Consider the following 17137-nt stretch of genomic DNA (forward strand, 5'->3'; position numbering starts at 1 on the left):
GATGAGCACCCGAATCCTCCCCGCGGCCGGCGACCCGGACGCCGCCCGCCTCATCACCACCCTCCTGGGCCGGCTCCCGGCCGCCGAACCGGCCGGGCCCGTCACCGACTCGACGGCCCTGCTCGACACGTTGGCGCGGCTCGCCGCCGAGTCCGTCGACGCCCTGCCCGAGGTCGTCCTCGTCCACGAGCGGATCGGCCCGCTGCCCGCCCTGGAACTCATCCGCGAGGTCGCCCTGCGCTTCCCGGCGGTGGGCGTGGTCCTGCTGTCGTCCGACGCGGGACCCTCCCTGTTCTCCGCCGCCATGGACTCCGGGGCGCGCGGCCTGATCGGACTGCCCGTCACCTACGAGGAACTGGCCGCCCGCGTCCAGGCCGCCGCACAGTGGTCCGCGGGCGTGCGCCGCCACCTGGGCGGGGGCCAGCAGCAGCCGACCGGCCCCGGCGGCCGGGTGGTGACCGTCGCCGGAGCCAAGGGCGGCGTCGGAACCACCTTCACGGCGGTGCAGTTCGCCCTCGCCGCGGCCGCCTCCGGGCGCCGTACGGCCCTGGTGGACCTGGACCTCCAGGCCGGGGACGTCGGCTCGTACCTCGACGTCCAGTTCCGCCGCTCCGTCGCCGACCTCGCCGGGATCCAGGACATCTCCCCCCGGGTCCTCCAGGACGCCGTGTACGACGACCGCACCGGGCTGGCGCTGCTGCTGGCCCCGGGCGACGGCGAGCGGGGCGAGGAGGTCGACGAACGGGCCGCCCGGCTCGTCATCGCCGCCCTGCGCGCCCGCTACGAGCTGGTCGTCATCGACTGCGGGACCCAGGTCACCGGGGCCAACGCGGCCGCCGTGGAGCTGGCCGAGGTCGCCGTCCTGGTCACCACCCCCGACGTGGTCGCGGTGCGGGCCGCCAAGCGGCTGGTGCGGATGTGGGAGCGGCTCCAGGTCCGCAAGGCCGAGGACACCGTCATGGTCGTCAACCGCTGGAGCAGGCACACGGAGATCCAGCCCGCCCTGATCGAGAAGATCACCGGGACCCGGGTCACCCGCACCCCGGTCCCCGCCGCGTTCAAGGAGCTCCAGGCGGTGGTGGACGCGGGCCGTGTCCAGGACCTCGACAACCGATCGACGGTCAAGCAGGCTCTGTGGAAGCTGGCGGGGGAACTCGGCCTGCTGTCCGCCCCGGCCACCGCCTCCGCCGAATCCCCCTCCGCCGAACTGGCCGTACGGGCGGCGGCCGGACCACTGGCCCGGCTCCGCCGGGGCCGGGAGGGGTGAGGCCGTGGCCGCGCGGAGCCGGGACCGTGGACAGGTGGCCGTCGAGTTCGTCGGCATGGTGCCCCTGATCCTGCTGCTCGTCGCGGCGGTGTGGGAGTGCGTCCTGATCGGGTACGCGTTCTCACTGGCCGGCAACGCGGCCGACGAGGCGGCGCGGGTCGGAGCCGTGCACGGCGAAGCCGCCTGCGGGGCGGCGGCGCGCAGGCACATCGGGGACGCCTGGGCCGTGCAGGTCTCCTGCGGGAGCGCGGGGGACATCTACAAGGCGACCGTGAGTCTCCACGTCCCCGTGCTGTTCCCCGGGCTCGACATCGGCGTTCCCATCACGGGCGAAGGCGGCTCGTCACAGGAGAAGGAGGGGGAGTGAGATGAGGCGGACCCGGCGCGGTGGTACGCCCGACCGGGGCCAAGTGGCCCTGGAGTACATCGGCTTCATCCCCATCCTGCTCTTCGTCGCGCTGTGCGGCATCCAGCTCGGCTGGGTCGGGTACGTCCACCAGCAGGCGCAGACGGCGGCGCGTACGGCGGCCCGGGTGGAGGCCCGCAAACCGGGGGCGGGGGAGGCGGCGGGGGCGGCCGCCGTGAAGGCCTCCCTCGGCGCGAGGGTGGTGGTCTCCAAGACCGCCGACGCCGTCACGGCGACCGCCACCATCGACGTGAAGTCGATCATCCCCGGGCTGGGACTCGATCCCGCCACGGCCACCGCCGTCATGCCCAACGACGACCCGAAGGGACCCTGACGATGAGCCTGCGTTCCCGGGTCGGCACCCCCGACGACCGCCACAACCCGCGCGAGGACGGCCGGCTGGTCTCCTCCTACCGCGCGAAGCTGCTGGAGGAGATCGACCTCGCCGAAATGTCGGCGCTCGCGCCCGCCGAACGCCGGTCCCGGCTGGAACGCGTACTCGGCCACATCATCAGCCGCGAGGGCCCCGTCCTCTCCACCGTCGAACGCGCCCAGCTCATCCGCCGCGTCGTCGACGAAGCACTCGGCCTCGGCGTCCTCGAACCGCTCCTCGAAGACCCGTCGATCTCCGAGATCATGGTCAACGGCCCCGACCAGATCTTCGTGGAACGCGCCGGACGCGTCGAGCAACTGCCGCTGCGCTTCGCCTCGCACGAGCAGCTCATGCAGACCATCGAGCGCATCGTCTCCACCGTCAACCGCCGTGTGGACGAGGCCAATCCGATGGTCGACGCCCGGCTGCCCAGCGGTGAACGCGTCAACGTGATCATCCCGCCGCTCTCCCTCACCGGCGCCACGCTCACCATCCGCCGCTTCCCGCGCGCCTTCACCCTGCACGAGATGATCAGCCTCGGATCGCTGGACGAGCAGATGCTGCTCCTGCTGTCCGGTCTGGTGCAGGCGAAGATGAACGTGATCGTCTCCGGGGCCACCGGCACCGGCAAGACCACCCTCCTCAACGCCCTCTCCGGTCTGATCCCCGAGGGCGAGCGGATCATCACCATCGAGGACTCGGCCGAACTCCAGCTCCAGCAGGCACACGTCATCCGTCTCGAATCCCGCCCCGCCAACGTCGAGGGCAGCGGCCGGATCACCATCCGCGACCTCGTACGCAACTCCCTGCGCATGCGCCCCGACCGCATCATCGTCGGCGAGGTGCGCGGCGGCGAGACCCTCGACATGCTCCAGGCGATGTCGACCGGCCACGACGGCTCCCTGGCCACCGTCCACGCCAACAGCTCCGAGGACGCCCTGCTGCGCCTGCAGACCCTGGCGTCCATGTCGGAGGTGGAGATCCCGTTCGAGGCGCTCCAGGACCAGATCAACAGTGCGGTGAACATCGTCGTCCAGCTCACCCGCTTCGGCGACGGCTCGCGCCGCATCACCGAGATCTCCGTCCTCGACTCGCACGGCCGCGAACCCTTCCGGATCATCACCGTGTGCCGGTTCGCCGCCCGCCCGATGGGCGCGGACGGCCGCGTGCACGGCCACTTCGAGTACTACCCGCTGCCGCGCACGATCGCCGACCGCCTCTACATGAACAACCAGCCGATCCCCCAGGCCTTCGGCGTCGCCCAGTCCGACGACCAGCTCGCCGCCCGGACCACCGGGGCCCCCGGCTTCCCCGGGGCGCCCGGAGCCCCTTGGGCGACGGGTTCCCCCGGCGGCCCCGGCACCCCCTGGACCACTCGGAACGTCCTGTGAACCCACTGATCCTCCTCACCCTCGGCGCCACGCTGCTCGCCTGCCTGCTCGTGGTCCTCGGCGTGCACGCCTACGCCGCCGGCCGCGCCCAGCGCGCCGCCCTCATCGAACGCCTCTCCGCGAGCGGCGCCCCGGAGCCGCTCGGCCGCCGGCGCCGCTTCCGCGGGGTCGACCGCCGGCTGCGCCGCACCCGGCTGGGCCGCCGGATCGAGGTCAAGCTGGCGACCACGGGCCTGGACCTCACCCCCGGCGAGTTCTTCGTCTACATGCTGATGTCCGTGGCCGGGGTCTGGCTCGTCTCGGCGTCCCTCCTGGCCCCGTTCTTCGGACCGGTCGCGGGCCTGATCGGGCTGTGGGCGGGCAACGCCTTCCTCAACTGGCAGCGCACGCGCCGCACGGAGCGGTTCATCAACCAGCTCCCCGAACTCGCCCGCATCCTGGCCAACGCCACCCAGGCCGGCCTGGCGCTGCGCACCGCCATCGGCATGGCGGCGGAGGAACTGGAGGCCCCGGCCGGCGAGGAACTCGGCCGCGTCGCCGACCGCCTCGCCGTCGGCCACTCCATCGAGGAGTCCCTGGGCGAGCTGACCGAACGCCTGCCCTCGCGCGAACTCGTCGTTCTCGTCTCCACCCTGGTCCTGTCCGCCCGCGCGGGCGGCGCACTCGTGGGGAGCCTGCGCAACCTCACCGTGACGCTGGAACAGCGCAAGGAGACGCGCAGGGAGATCCGTACACAGCTCTCGCAGGTGACGGTGACGGCGTACCTGGTCCCGGCCATCGGGCTCGGGTCACTGCTGCTCGTCGACATGATGATGCCGGGCGCGCTGGACCGCATGACGGGCGCGTTCATCGGGCAGACGGCCGTCATCATCGCCCTCGGCCTGTTCACCCTGGGGTTCGTCCTCATCCGCCGGCTGTCCAAGATCGACGTGTGAGGGGGACGACGTGACCGCACTGCTGCTCGCCGCGGCCCTCGGGCTGTCGGTCTTCGGGGCCCTGTACGGGGTCCGCCTCTACCGCGCCGACGTCAAACTCCCCAGCGACCTCGCCCTCGCCCTCGAAGTCGGCGCGACCCGCACCACGGCCGTCGGCTCGCTCGTCGACCGCCTCGGCATCCGCTGGGCCCCGCTGGTACTGCGGCTCATGGGCCCGGACCGGGTGGCCCGCAAACGCCGCCAGATCGACATGGCGGGCAATCCGGCCGGTCTGACCATCGACCGGTACGCGGCCCGGCGCGCGGTCTACGGGTTCCTCGGCGCGCTCGGCGCCTTCGCGATGCTGATCAACGGGCAGGTGGTGGCCGCCCTGCTCATGGTCGCCTTCGGCCTGTTCTGGATCGAGGCGGGCCTGTGGTCGGCGATCCGGGTGCGCCGGGACCACATCGAGCGGACACTGCCCGACTTCCTCGACGTGCTGGCGGTCGTCGTCAGCGCCGGGCTCGGCTTCCGGCAGGCGCTGGACCGCGTCGCGGACAAGTACGAGGGGCCCTGGTCGGACGAAATCCGTATCACCCTCCAGCAGATGGACATGGGCGTCAGCCGCCGCCAGGCCTTCGACGAGCTGCGCCGGCGCAACGACTCCGAGCAGGTGGCGCAGTTCGTCACCGCCCTCCAGCAGGGCGAGGAGCTGGGCTCCCCGATCGTGGAGACGCTGATCGCGATCGCGGAGGACATGCGCCGCACGGACGCGCAGAACGCCCGCCGCCGGGCCGCTCGGGCGGTCCCCAAGGCCACTTTCACGGTCACCATGTTCATGCTGCCCGGCACCCTGATCCTGCTCGTCTGCGGGTTCGTCTACGGGGCGGACATCGACTTCGGCGCCCTGTTCGGGAGCGGGTGAACCATGGCCGCCACGATCGGCTTCGCGGCCCCGGCCGCGCGCGGCGCCGAGGCGCAGCCGGCCCCTCCGCTCGCCCTCCAGGTGAACGCGTTGCAGGCGCTGTGCCGCCAGGTCTTCGCCTTCCGGCTGGTCATGCTCGGCCTGGGCGCACCCGTGGCGCTCGGCCGTACCGCGCCCGGCGCCCCCGTGTACCTGGTGGGCGGCGCGGTCCTGCTCACCTTCATGCTGTCCTACGTACTGTTCCGCGACTGGGAGCGATTCGGGCCGCTGCTGCTGCGCCACCGCTGGCTTTTGGCCGTGGACATGGCGTTCAGCGCGCTGCTCCTGATCACCGCCACCGCCGCGTCCCCGCTCGGCCTGCTCCCGCTCTGCACACCGCTGCTGGCGGGTCTGGTCTACGGGTGGCGCGGCTCGGCGGTCTACGCGGCCGCGCAGGCGGCGGTGGTGGCGGCCGTCACCGGCGGGTTCACGCTCGCCGCGCTGTGCCTGCTGGCGGGCGCGGCGGGGGCCTGGCTGCGGGACTTCCTCTTCCGCTTCGGGGCGGCGAGCCAGGCCCTGACGGAGACCCGGGCGCGGCTGGCGGTGGCCGAAGCCGTACGGGCCGAACGGGAGCGCCTGGCCCGCGAGATGCACGACTCGGTGTCGAAGACCCTGCACGGCCTGGCCCTCGCCGCCGACGCGCTGTCCCGCACCGCCGCCGACCCCGCCGACCCGGGGGCCGCCCGACACCAGGCGCGGGCGGTGGCGGAGGCGGCCCGTCGGGCGGCGGCGGAGTCCCGGGAGCTGCTGACGGACCTGCGGCGCGACCTGGACACCCCGGGCGTCTCGCTGGCGGCGGAGCTGCGGGCGCTGGCGGAGGCGGGCGTGGTCGTCCGTACGTCCGGGGTGCTGCCCCTGTTCCCCTCCGCGGTCGCCGCACACCTGGTGGCGGTGGCCTCGGAAGCCGTGGAGAACGCCCGCCGCCACGCGTCGGCGTCGGCGGTCGAAGTCGAGGCCGCCGTCTGCGGGCCGCGGTTGGTCCTGACGGTGGAGGACGACGGCTGCGGCCTGCCGGCGGGCGGCGTCGACGTGAGGGCCCTGGCCGACGCCGGCCACTACGGCCTGCTCGGCATGACGGAGCGCGCGACGGCCATCGGCGGCCGCCTGCACGTCGGCCCCCGCCCGACCGGCCCCGGCACCCGGGTCCGCCTCGACCTCTGCCTCGGGAGCCCGTGATGCCCCCACTGCGCGTCCTGATCGCCGACGACAACCCGGTCGTCCGGGCGGGCCTGGCCGCCCTGCTGGCGACCGCCGAGGACCTGGAAGTCACCGCCCAGGCGGCGGACGGCCGCGAGGCGCTGAACCTGACCCGCCTCCACCGGCCCGACGTCGTCCTGCTCGACGTCCGCATGCCGGGCGTCGACGGCATCTCGGCCCTCCCGCACCTGGTCCGGCTGGCGCCGGTCCTGATGCTGACGTACAGCCAGGAGGCGGAGGTGGTCCGGGAGGCCCTGCTCCTGGGCGCGGGCGGCTACCTGGTCCACGGCGAATTCACCCCGGACGACCTGATCCGCGCCATCCACGACACCCAGGCGGGCCGCGCCCACTTCACCCCGACGGCGGCGAACGCCCTCCTCGCGGAACTCCGCGCCTCTTCGCAAACGCAACCAGTTGTGGCACAGTCTTCTCAGCGACTCGTCAACCACATGGCCTACGGCCTGAGTTCCCGGGAGGAGGAGGTCATGGACCTGATCGCATCCGGGATGAACAACCAGCAGATCGCGGCGGCCTGTTTCATCAGCGAGAAGACGGTCAAGAACCACATCAACCGCATCTTCGCGAAGCTCCAGACCACCACCCGCAGCGAGGCGATAGCCCGCTGGCTGGGAACGGCCCGTCCGGGAGTGACCGGCCATGGGTAGACACCTGACGCACTGGGTCCGCATTTGGGCCCCGGGACCCTTGGTCACCACCGCTAACTCCCCGTATTGTCCGCCCATCGACAGCGGCACCGGCCCGGGAGGAAACCCCCATGTCACACAACACCCTGCTGAAGGCCACCGTTCAGACGAAGATCCGGGTAAGTGGGTGGACGGACACTGCCGTGACGAGGCTCCGCAAGCGCTACGCGGGCCTGGACCGCGGCCAAACGGCCTTCGAGTACCTGGGGATCATCCTGGTGGTCGTAGTGATCATCGGGGCAATCATTGGCACGGGCATCGGCACCGCGATCACGAACAAGATTGCCAGGGCGGTGGAGAGCATCAAGGCCGGTGGCAGTTGATGATTGCCGCACTTCGAAGCGACCAAGGGCAGGCCTTCCCCCTCTATGTCGTAGTGGTGGCGGGTCTGCTTTTCTCCGCCTTGGCGTTCTTCGTGATCGGGCAGGCGGGGGTTACACGCAGCGATGCGCAGGGGGCAGCCGACTCCGGGGCTTTGGCGGCTGCAGGTGCAGCACGAAACGATGTCTTCACGGGACTAGACCTGACAGGTTTGACTCCCGAGGCTTGGGAGTCCGTCCTATCTGGGTCGCGGTTCGGGATCGGCGACGCTTGTGCAACCGGTCTCCGTTTCGCGGCCTTGAATGATGCAACAGCTCAGTGTGAACCCGACCCGCCTCGGTTCACTGTGACGGTGGAGACGGTGCGCACCGTCGGAAAGTCCGTGATTCCTGGCACGGAGCGCATGCACGGGACGGCGACCGCGACCGCCGTCATCGAGCCGCACTGTCATCTTGTGGATGTTCCGCTGCCTAGTCCGAGCCCGTCCATCACCCCGTCGCCGACGCCCACTCCTGGGGGAGAAGGGCCGTCGGGTCCAGAGCCCGTCAGGTTCGTCTGCAAGGGCGGAAGGACCTTGGAAGTCGACCCACGCAGTCCGGGTTCCTTGAACAAGCTGGCAAAAAGCCTCTTTACGGTCCGGTTGGTCAAGTGATCGCGAGCGAGAGACAGGAAAGCGGCACATATATGAGCATGCGGCACATGGCGAAAGCGCGGGGCGGAGCAATTGCAGTGGCGGCGGCCCTCACTCTTGCGCTGGCTGGATGCGGCGGGGGCGGCAGCGCCAAGGATGATGCCAAGCCGTCTAACGTCCAGTCTCACAAGGCCGGATCGCAGACGCCTGCTGCCAATCCGACTCAGAGTGACACCCCCGCGCCCATCATCGCGACCTTGAAGGGCCCGGCCGAACTCACGCTCACGATCAATTCGGCAAGCCGTGATCAAGGGGGTTTCCTTACCGTGAGTGGGCAGATCAGAAACGGCGGAACTGAGGCGTTCGTAGAGACAGCTGCGTGGCGCGGTGATGAGAAGAGCGCCAGCGCTGCATCCGTGGCTGGGGCGACTCTGACCGACAAGCCCGGCAAAAAGAGGTACTACGGCCTGCGTGACACTGACGGCAGGTGCTTGTGCACCGTCGGGATCACCCGCATCGGACCTGGCGAATCCATGCCATTCTTCGTTCAGTTCCCGTCTCCGCCAGCATCGACGACCGACGTGGACTTCAACCTCCCCACCTTCGCCACGGCCACCGTCAAAATCTCCGGGTGACCCCATGACCACACGCCACCGCGTCTCCGCCGCGACCGCCGTCGCCGGCCTCGTCATCGCCGGTGTCCACATCCTCGGGGCGACCGTCGCGTACGCCGACGACATCAAGCCCTCCGTGCCGCCGGGGACCGAGCCCTCCGCCGCCGCGCCCGTGGCCATCGACTCCAACGCGCCCGGGCTCAAGATCCCGCAGGGCGGGACCCTCGCCCCCGTCAAGGTGCTCGACATCGCCGAGGTCGTCGAAGACCTCGGCGGGGAGCAGCGGCGGCAGGAGACGAACCAGACCGTCATGATGGCGCTGCAAGCCGAGGTGCTCTTCCCCGAGGACAGCGCCGTCTTCAACGCCCAGGCGGCCGCCCGGATCCAGGCCATCGCGCAGGAGATCAACCAGCAGAAGGCGACCCGCGTGCGGGTCTTCGGGTTCACCGACGACCAGGGCAGCTACGAGCACGGCAAGGAACTCTCCAAGCAGCGCGCCGACGCCGTGCAGGCGGAGCTCGCCAAGACCGTGACCAGTCCCGGGGTCATCTTCGACGTCCGGGGTTACAGCGAGGACTACCCGATCGCCGACAACGGCACCGAAGAGGGCCGTAAGAAGAACCGCCGGGTCGAGGTCACCTTCCCCCGCGGCAGCGAGAGGTAGGCCGCCCGGTCATCCCGCCCCCGCCCCCGCTCCCGCCCCCGCGCGCCCGCCGCCACCCGGGCTAACGGCGCGTGTGAGGCGGCGCCGCCCGAGGTATGTGTCCCGTTCCTACCGGCGGAGGAGGAGACTCGGCATGCCACGGGCTCGGGTGAACGGCGTGGAACTCTTCTACGAGGTCACGGGCGAGGGCGATCCCCTCGTGCTGGTCCACGGGTCCTGGGCCGACCACCACACCTGGCGCCTGGTCGTCCCCCGCCTGGCCGAGTCGTACCGGGTGGTGGTCTACGACCGCCGTGGCCACAGTCGCAGCGAGCGTCCCCCCGGCCCCGGCACCCGCACGCAGGACGAGGACGACCTCGCGGCGCTCATCGAGACCCTGGACCTCGCCCCGGCCCACGTCGCGGGCAGTTCCTTCGGCGGGTCCACCGCCCTCGGCCTCGCCGCCCGCCGGCCCGACCTGTTCCGCACCCTCGCCGCCCACGAGCCCCCGCTGCTGGGCCTCGTCGAGGGCGATCAGGAAGCGGAGGCCGCCCGTCTGCGCCTGGACGCCGTCTTCGCGGACATCCGCGCGGGCGACCGCGCCGCCGCGGCCCGGCGCTTCGTGGAAGAGGTGGTCTCGGGGCCCGGGGAGTGGGAGAGGGTGCCGGAGCCGATCCGTGAGACGTTCGTCGCCAACGCCCCGACCTTCCTCGACGAGCAGTCGGACCCGTCGTGGGCGATGGTCGACCTCCCGCGCCTCGCCGCCACCTACACCGGCCCGGTGCTGCTGACCCTGGGCGGCGAGGGCATGCCCTGGTTCCCGGGGATCACCGCCAAGCTCGCCAAGGCGCTGCGCCGGGCGCGGGTCGTCACCCTGGAGGGCGCAGGCCATGTCCCCCACCTCACGCACCCGGACGCCTACGTCGACACCCTCACCGGGTTCCTGCGTGCGACTACGGCTGCTGCTGGTGGTGGGCCCGGGTGATGAGGTCCGTCGCGACTTCCAGGGCCGCTTTACGGGTCTCCTCGGGGTCGCCTTCCACGTGCTGGAGGAACATCATTCCGGCGTGCAGGGTGAACAGCGCGCTGATGCAGCGCACTTGGTCGGCCAGCGGTGCGTCCGGCGCCCTGAGGAGTTCCACCAGGGCGAAGAGCCGCTTCTTCATGGTGTCGCCGATGCTGAGCTCCCGCACCGTCGCCTGGTTCTCCTGCATGAACCGGTAGAGCGAGGTTCCCGCCGCCATCGCCTCGCTGTAGCGGCGCAGCACCTCCCGCTTGGTCTCCAGCGTGCGCGGCTCGCCCTCGGCCCACTCGATCAGGTCGTCGATGGGCTGGGTCAGGTCCTGGAAGACGCTGATGATGATGTCTTCCTTGGTCTTGAAGTGGTAGTACAGCGCCGCCTTCGTGACGTCCAGCCGCTCCGCGATCTCGCGCAGCGACGTCTTCTCGTATCCCTGCTCGGCGAAGAGCTCCAGCGCGACGTCCTGGATGCGCTGGCGCGTGTTCCCGCGCCGCTGGTGCGGACTGTTGCTGGACATGACTCTCCCCAAAGAACTTACTTGACGCCCGGCTAGTGACGCGTCTACCTTCACCAGTGTAGTGAACTAGCCGGGCGGCAAGTAAGTGGCCGGGTACGGAAAGTGCCAGGGGAGTGGACGACATGGTGGAGATGACGAAAAACATGGAGAACGCCGGGGAGGTGAAGCCCCGCAGTGTCCGCGTCGTGCTCATGGCCCTCATGATCGCGATGCTGCTCGCCATGCTCGACAACATGATCATCGGTACGGCGATGCCGACGATCGTAGGTGAGCTCGGCGGGCTGGAGCACCTGTCCTGGGTGGTCACCGCGTACACGCTGGCCACCGCGGCCTCCACGCCCATCTGGGGCAAGGTCGGCGACATGTACGGCCGCAAGGGCTCGTTCCTCACCTCCATCGTGATCTTCCTGATCGGTTCCGCCCTGAGCGGCATGGCGCAGGACATGGGCCAGCTGATCGGTTTCCGCGCGATCCAGGGCCTCGGCGCCGGCGGTCTGATGGTCGGCGTCATGGCGATCATCGGCGACCTGATCCCGCCCCGCGAGCGCGGCAAGTACCAGGGCATGATGGCCGGTGTCATGGCCCTCGCCATGATCGGCGGACCGCTGGTCGGCGGCACCATCACCGACCACATGGGCTGGCGCTGGTCCTTCTACATCAACCTCCCGCTCGGCGCCGTGGCGCTGGCGATGGTGAGCGCGGTCCTGCACCTTCCCAAGAAGAAGGCGCAAGGCAAGATCGACTACCTGGGTGCGGCCCTGCTGACCCTCGCGATCACCTCCACCGTGCTGGTCACCACCTGGGGTGGGACCGAGTACGCCTGGGGTTCCGGTGAGATCATCGGCCTGATCGTCGTCGGCGTCCTGGCGATCGCCGCGTTCCTCTACGTCGAGACCAAGGCCGCCGAGCCGGTCATGCCGCTGCACATCTTCCGCAGCCGCAACTTCACCCTCATGTCGGTGATCGGCTTCCTCGTCGGCTTCGCGATGTTCGGCGGCGTGCTCTACCTGCCGCTCTTCCAGCAGGCCGTGCAGGGCGCCTCCGCGACCAACTCGGGCCTGCTGCTCCTGCCGATGCTGCTCTCCATGATGGTCGTCTCGCTGATCGCGGGCCGGGTCACCACCAGCACCGGAAAGTACAAGGTCTTCCCGATCGCGGGCGGCGCGCTCATGGTCGTCGGGCTCTTCCTGCTCGCGACGATGGACACCGGAACCACCCGACTGGTGTCCGGCCTGTACATGGCGGTGCTCGGCGCCGGCCTCGGCTTCCTGATGCAGATCACGATGCTGGTCGCGCAGAACAGCGTGGACATGAAGGACATGGGCGTCGCCTCGTCCTCCGCCACCCTCTTCCGTACGCTCGGCGGTTCCTTCGGCGTGGCCCTGATGGGTTCGCTGTTCACCTCGCAGGTCACCGACACCATGACCGACCGGCTCGGGCCGGCCGCCGCCGCCAAGGCGGGCTCGGCGCAGCTCGACGCGGCGAGCCTGGCCAAGCTGCCCGCGGCGATCCGCGACGCCTACCAGCACGCGGTCGCCGCCGGTACGCACTCGGCCTTCCTGCTGGGCGCGGCCATCGCCGTACTGGGCTTCCTGGCGGCCTGGTTCGTCAAGGAGGTCCCGCTGCGGGGCGCGGGTCCGGCCCCGGCCGGCGCCGGTGAGGGCGGCAAGCCCGCCCAGGCTCCGCAGGAGTCCCTCGCCCACTGATCGTGCCTCATGAAGGCCCGGCCCCGGGGATCCGCCGATCCCCCGGGCCGGGCTTTTTTTGCGCGTCCGACTCCCCGCCACCGCAAGGACGATCACCGACGAAAACTCCGGACACGGCACTTGACGCCCTTTCGGGCGGAACTCCTCACCGGCGGCGGACGTCATGATCTATGGACGGATCACACAAAGCGGACGCGATGCGGGGAGTTGAAACGGCTCATGAAGTTCACGGCAGGCGGACGGCGACGGGGAACGACGACGGCCCGGCCGGCCATCGCGACAGCGGCAGTGGCGGCGGCCGCCGCGGCGACGGTGTGGGGAGCGACGACCCTCACCGGACCGGCCCAGGACAGCCCCCGGGCGGGTGGGGGACCCTCCGCCGCGCCAGGGGCCACCGCTCCCCACGACACGTCCCGGCGCATACCCGAGGGCATAGCCCACGCCTCCGAAGGCGGAGCGCGGGCCGTCAACATCACCATTGACGACGGGCCCGACCCCCGCTGGACCCCGCAGGTCCTCGACGTGCTCAAGCGGCACGACGTGAAGGCCACCTTCTGCATGGTCGGGCCGCAGGCCGAGGCCCGGCCCGACCTCGTCGAGCAGGTCGTCGCGGCGGGCCACCGGCTCTGTGACCACACCACCTCGCACGACACGGCGATGGACAAGAAGCCCACCGCCTACCAGCAGGAGCAGATCCTGGCCGCGAAGCGGCAGATAGAGCGGGCGGCGGGCGGCGCGGCCGAGGTCGCGTACTACCGGGCTCCCGGCGGCGCCTTCACCCCGCAGAGCCGTCGCCTCGCCGCCGAGAACGGCATGCGCCCGCTCGGCTGGAACGTCGACAGCAAGGACTTCGCCAAGCCGGGCGTCGCGGCGATCGTCGCCACCGTCGAGCGGGAGATGAAGAACGGGCCGACCCTGCTCTTCCACGACGGCGGGGGCAACCGCTCCCAGACCGTCCAGGCCCTCGACCAGGTGCTCGACCGGCTCGCCGGCCAGGGCCGGCCGACCGGCTTCCCGGTCCGCACCGCGCCCTGACCCGTGCCCCGGCCCGCGCCCCCGCCGTCAGGAGGACGCCCGGGCCACCTTCAGTACCGCCGCCGTCAGGGGGAGGTTCTCCGGGGCCGGGCCGCCCGGGAAGCCGAAGCGCCGGCGCGTGTACCCGTACGCGATGCCGGTGACCGGGTCCGCGAAGCCGTTCGCCCCCGCCGCCCCGCAGTGGCCGAAGGCCTCGGGCCCCACCGCCGGCTGCCGTTCGAAGCCCAACCCGAAGTGGTCCGGCTCCGAGACCACCCGGTCCAGGCCCGGGGTGTGCAGCTTCGCGAACTCCGCCACCGTCTCCGGCTTCAGCAGCGCGGGCCGGCCGTCGACCTCGCCGATCGCCGCCGCGTACATGCCCGCGATGCCGGCCGCCGTGCCGACCCCGCCCGCCGACGCCGGACCCTGCGCCTTCACCAGGGGGTGGTTGGCGTACGCGACGAGGTCCATCGGCGGATCGGTGTGCCAGTTGAACGCCACGGGCAACAGTTCGGGCATCGGGCCGGCCGCCGCCTGGATCTCCAGCTGGGCGGGCGTCGGCAGGGCCTCCAGGACCGGCTTCCAGCGCTCCTGCGCCTCTGACGGCAGACCCATGTACAGGTCCAGCCCGTACGGCGCGCGCACCCGCTCCTCGTAGATCTCCCGGATCGACCGGCCCGTGGCCCGCCGTACCACCTCACCGGTCAACGCGCCGATGACGAACGCGTGGTACCCGTACGCCGTCCCCGGCTCCCAGTACGGCTCGGCGGACGCCAGCCGCGCCGCGATGAACGCGTCGTCGGCCAGCTCCTCGATCGTGAACCCCTCCGGCGTGTTGATCAGGCCCGACCGGTGCGCGAGCAGGTCCCGTACGGTCAGCCGCTCCTTGCCGTGGCCCGTGAACTCGGGCCAGTACGAGACGACCGGCCGGTCCGGCTCCAGCACACCGTCCTGGACGAGCAACGCCACCACCAGGTGCGCCGCGCCCTTGGTGATCGAGAAGACGCCGGACAGCGTCTCGCCGTCGGTGTCCTCGCCCGCCCACAGGTCCACCACCGTGCGCCCGTGGTGACGTACGGCCAGTTGGGCCTCCGGCGAGTGCGGCTGCGCCGCCACCACCGCCTCGAACTCGGCCCGTACCGTCTCCCAGCCCGCCGCCACGGTGCCGGTCACCTTCACGCCCATGGAATCCCCCTGTTGCTTCGTCTCAGCATCGAACGCACGGCGCAACCGGCGTTGATCAGGTGGTATTCCTGGGCTCGCCGGGATATGTCACCTCCGCGGCGGGTGCCGGCTCCCTTACGGGTGAACGCGCCCGCGGCGTCGTTCCGGCCCGCCACGAGCCCGCGTTGGGCCCGGCATGAACCGCACCCGCACCACCGCCCTCGCCCTCGCCGCCGCCGTGGCGGCCATCGCCCCGGCCCTCGGCCAGTCCGCCGCCACCGCGGCCCAGGGCACCTACCTCCAGGACCCGGCAGGGGGCGAGAAGGCGATGAAGTCGATGTGGACGAAGGACGACATGCACAAGGTGGAGGCCCAGTTCCGCCTCTACCCGAACATCCAGTACAAGACGGTCACCCGGACCGAATCCAAGGGCGGCCAGCAGTGGGAGCGGGACGTTCCCGACCCCAAGACGCTGGCCTGGATGCCCTCGTACGAGTTCGCGTGGTCCGTCGCCGACTCCCAGCTCGTCAAGAAGGCCGTGACGACGAAGGACGGCAAGCACCCGATCGTCGTGCACGCCGTGCTGCTGACCGCCGACCGCGCCAAGGTGGCGGAGGTGGACCAGGAGCTGTCCGGCCGGCCCGCCACGGGCAGGACGAAGGTCGCGGGAGGAAAGCGGATCGCCTGCGACACCGGTCGGTACACGGTGGAGTGGTCGGTCACCCGCTCCGGCTACGGGACGCTCCACGGCACGCTGCCCTGGGACTCCGGCTGCGAGCAGTACCGTACGGCGTTCTCGGACGAGAACGGGCACATCAAGTAGAGCGCCTGCGGGCGGGGAGAGTTCGAAAGGCCGGCCGCCCGCCCACCTTGTGGGTGGTTGCAGGGCGGCTGGGCCGCGGCCTTGGATCAAGGGCCGTGGAAGCCATGATGCCGCACGGGGTGGGCGCGGCGCGCGGTGGAGATCCGGTCGCCCGGCTCAGTGCTTCTTGCGGGCCGCGTTCGCCTTGGCGGCGATGTCCTCCAGGACGCTCTTCGCGTCACCCGTCGGTTCCACCGCACGGCCGATGTTGCGCTTGATGGTGTCGCTGACCGACACCCAGGACGGGTCGTTGACCGGGTAGAGCTGGGCACCGCGCAGCGCGGTCAGGAACTGCTCGTCGTTCTTGTCGAGGCCGCCGCCGGCCGGGGTGCGGGAGGCGGTGACGGTCGCGGGCAGCAGGTGGTAGCGGTTGGCGAAGTCCGAGAGGTTCTTGTCCTGGTAGACGAAGTCCAGGAACTTGCCGATCTCCGGGCCCTTGCCGTTCTGCTTGAACGCCATCATCCAGTCCGCCACGCCGACGGTGGGCGGGATCTCGCCCGTCCCGAGCGTGTCCGAGACCGGCATGGGCACGGCGGCGACGCTGATGCCCTTGGCACGCGCCTCGTAGGCGAGCGACGGGTAGCCGTTGACCATGCCGACCTCACCGCGCAGGAACGCGGCGAAGGCGTCGGCGCGGTTGAGCTGCGACGGAGCGACGGGTCCGGTCAGACCGGGGGTCACCAGGTTGTCCTTGACCCACTTGAAGGTCTGGATGTTCTGGTCCGACGCGAGGCTGTAGTTGCCGCTGCTGTCGGCGTAGCCGCCGCCGTTGCTCAGCTCCCAGATCAGCGCCTCCGCGTGCGCCTCCTCCGGCCCCAGGGGCAGGGCGTAGGGGACCTTCACGCCCTTTTCCCTGAGGGCCTTGGCGTCGGCCTTGAGGTCGTTCCACGTCTTGGGGGCCGAGATGCCGGCCTGCTTGAACAGGCCCTCGTTGTAGAAGAGGAGTCGGCTGCTCGCCACGAAGGGCAGGCCGTAGAGGGTGTTGCCGACCGAACCGGCCTCGGCGAGGGGCTGGAGGAAGTTCGCCTCGGCGGTTATGGCGAGGAGTTCGTCGGCGTTGTAGAGCTTGCCCTGCGCCGCGAAGTCCGAGTAGGAGCCCATGAGTGCCATGTCCGGCGCATGGCCGGCCTTGACCATGCGGGAGACCTCGCGGTCGATGTCGGCCCAGGGCAGCAGCTGCACCTCGACTTTGATACCGGGATTGGCGGCGGTGAAGCTCTGCGTGACCTTGTCCCAGTACGCCTTGGAACTCGTGGCCGAAGTGTCACCGTATTCCGCGGCGACGAGGCGCAGCGTACCGCTGTCACCTGCGCCGCCGTCGGAGCTGCCGCAGCCTGCGAGAGGTATCAATAGGCCTATTACGGCCGCACCGGCGGTGGGACCGAACATTCTTCGTCGCACGGGTGGATTCCCCTGAGTTTCTTCTGA

General features: G+C 70.8%; 19 protein-coding genes. 16 read left to right on the forward strand and 3 right to left on the reverse strand.

Annotated elements, in window-relative coordinates:
• Nucleotide 1 precedes the first annotated feature (1 nt).
• From IE207_RS07310 to IE207_RS07370, 13 genes are all read left to right on the forward strand, one after another.
• Entirely contained in the window at nt 2-1267 is a 1266-nt protein-coding gene (locus IE207_RS07310) for a CpaE/TadZ family protein (protein ID WP_190183194.1), read from the forward strand.
• Between the two features lie 34 nt (nt 1268-1301).
• The gene (locus IE207_RS07315; RefSeq protein WP_229873437.1) at nt 1302-1634 is read left to right on the forward strand and encodes a TadE family protein; all 333 of its coding nucleotides are present in this window, start codon (nt 1302-1304) and stop codon (nt 1632-1634) included.
• Nucleotide 1635: 1 nt separating this feature from the next.
• The gene (locus IE207_RS07320) at nt 1636-2007 is read left to right on the forward strand and encodes a TadE/TadG family type IV pilus assembly protein (RefSeq protein ID WP_190183195.1); all 372 of its coding nucleotides are present in this window, start codon (nt 1636-1638) and stop codon (nt 2005-2007) included.
• 2 nt (nt 2008-2009) lie between these two features.
• Complete coding sequence (locus IE207_RS07325) at nt 2010-3437, forward strand: ATPase, T2SS/T4P/T4SS family (protein ID WP_229873439.1); 1428 nt, start codon at nt 2010-2012, stop codon at nt 3435-3437.
• Nucleotides 3434-4372 (forward strand): type II secretion system F family protein, encoded by a 939-nt coding sequence (locus IE207_RS07330; RefSeq protein ID WP_190183196.1) that lies wholly within the window; start codon nt 3434-3436, stop codon nt 4370-4372. Before IE207_RS07325 ends, IE207_RS07330 begins: the two co-directional genes overlap by 4 nt.
• 10 nt (nt 4373-4382) lie before the next feature.
• On the forward strand, nt 4383-5276 hold the full coding sequence (locus IE207_RS07335) for a DUF5936 domain-containing protein (protein ID WP_190183197.1): 894 nt from the start codon (nt 4383-4385) through the stop codon (nt 5274-5276).
• A 3-nt stretch (nt 5277-5279) separates the two neighbouring features.
• The gene (locus IE207_RS07340) at nt 5280-6491 is read left to right on the forward strand and encodes a sensor histidine kinase (protein WP_190183198.1); all 1212 of its coding nucleotides are present in this window, start codon (nt 5280-5282) and stop codon (nt 6489-6491) included.
• Entirely contained in the window at nt 6491-7177 is a 687-nt protein-coding gene (locus tag IE207_RS07345; RefSeq protein ID WP_190183199.1) for a response regulator, read from the forward strand. The genes IE207_RS07340 and IE207_RS07345 overlap by 1 nt, the downstream gene beginning before the upstream one ends.
• Before the next feature lie 110 nt (nt 7178-7287).
• A complete protein-coding gene (locus IE207_RS07350) occupies nt 7288-7539 on the forward strand; it encodes a hypothetical protein (protein ID WP_373304674.1) in 252 nt (83 codons plus the stop codon).
• Entirely contained in the window at nt 7539-8189 is a 651-nt protein-coding gene (locus tag IE207_RS07355) for a pilus assembly protein TadG-related protein (RefSeq protein ID WP_190183200.1), read from the forward strand. Before IE207_RS07350 ends, IE207_RS07355 begins: the two co-directional genes overlap by 1 nt.
• Nucleotides 8190-8221: 32 nt before the next feature.
• Nucleotides 8222-8803, forward strand: a complete 582-nt coding sequence (locus tag IE207_RS07360) for a hypothetical protein (protein ID WP_190183201.1) — start codon at nt 8222-8224, stop codon at nt 8801-8803.
• Between the two features lie 4 nt (nt 8804-8807).
• The gene (locus IE207_RS07365; RefSeq protein WP_190183202.1) at nt 8808-9446 is read left to right on the forward strand and encodes an OmpA family protein; all 639 of its coding nucleotides are present in this window, start codon (nt 8808-8810) and stop codon (nt 9444-9446) included.
• A gap of 133 nt (nt 9447-9579) precedes the next feature.
• The gene (locus IE207_RS07370; RefSeq protein ID WP_190183203.1) at nt 9580-10410 is read left to right on the forward strand and encodes an alpha/beta fold hydrolase; all 831 of its coding nucleotides are present in this window, start codon (nt 9580-9582) and stop codon (nt 10408-10410) included.
• Here the strand turns inward: IE207_RS07370 and IE207_RS07375 are convergent.
• Complete coding sequence (locus tag IE207_RS07375) at nt 10379-10963, reverse strand: TetR/AcrR family transcriptional regulator (RefSeq protein ID WP_190183204.1); 585 nt, start codon at nt 10961-10963, stop codon at nt 10379-10381. The genes IE207_RS07370 and IE207_RS07375 overlap by 32 nt on opposite strands.
• Nucleotides 10964-11085: 122 nt before the next feature.
• Between IE207_RS07375 and IE207_RS07380 the strand changes: the two genes are divergently transcribed.
• Together IE207_RS07380 and IE207_RS07385 are read left to right on the forward strand one after the other, a co-directional pair.
• On the forward strand, nt 11086-12669 hold the full coding sequence (locus IE207_RS07380) for an MDR family MFS transporter (protein ID WP_229873440.1): 1584 nt from the start codon (nt 11086-11088) through the stop codon (nt 12667-12669).
• Between the two features lie 219 nt (nt 12670-12888).
• Nucleotides 12889-13704, forward strand: a complete 816-nt coding sequence (locus tag IE207_RS07385; RefSeq protein ID WP_190183205.1) for a polysaccharide deacetylase family protein — start codon at nt 12889-12891, stop codon at nt 13702-13704.
• A gap of 27 nt (nt 13705-13731) precedes the next feature.
• Here IE207_RS07385 and IE207_RS07390 read toward each other — a convergent pair whose 3' ends face one another.
• On the reverse strand, nt 13732-14868 hold the full coding sequence (locus IE207_RS07390; protein ID WP_190183206.1) for a serine hydrolase domain-containing protein: 1137 nt from the start codon (nt 14866-14868) through the stop codon (nt 13732-13734).
• A gap of 175 nt (nt 14869-15043) precedes the next feature.
• On the opposite strand from IE207_RS07390, the gene IE207_RS07395 reads away from it, so the two are divergent.
• Entirely contained in the window at nt 15044-15670 is a 627-nt protein-coding gene (locus tag IE207_RS07395) for a hypothetical protein (protein WP_190183207.1), read from the forward strand.
• Between the two features lie 156 nt (nt 15671-15826).
• On the opposite strand, the gene IE207_RS07400 is transcribed toward IE207_RS07395, so the two are convergent.
• Nucleotides 15827-17110 carry an extracellular solute-binding protein gene (locus tag IE207_RS07400; protein WP_444544995.1) on the reverse strand — a complete coding sequence of 428 codons (1284 nt, stop codon included), beginning with the start codon at nt 17108-17110 and terminating at the stop codon, nt 15827-15829.
• Between the last annotated feature and the right edge of the window lie 27 nt (nt 17111-17137).

The sequence above is a fragment of the Streptomyces cirratus genome (assembly GCF_014650775.1).
GTDB classification, from domain to species: Bacteria; Actinomycetota; Actinomycetes; order Streptomycetales; family Streptomycetaceae; genus Streptomyces; species Streptomyces cirratus.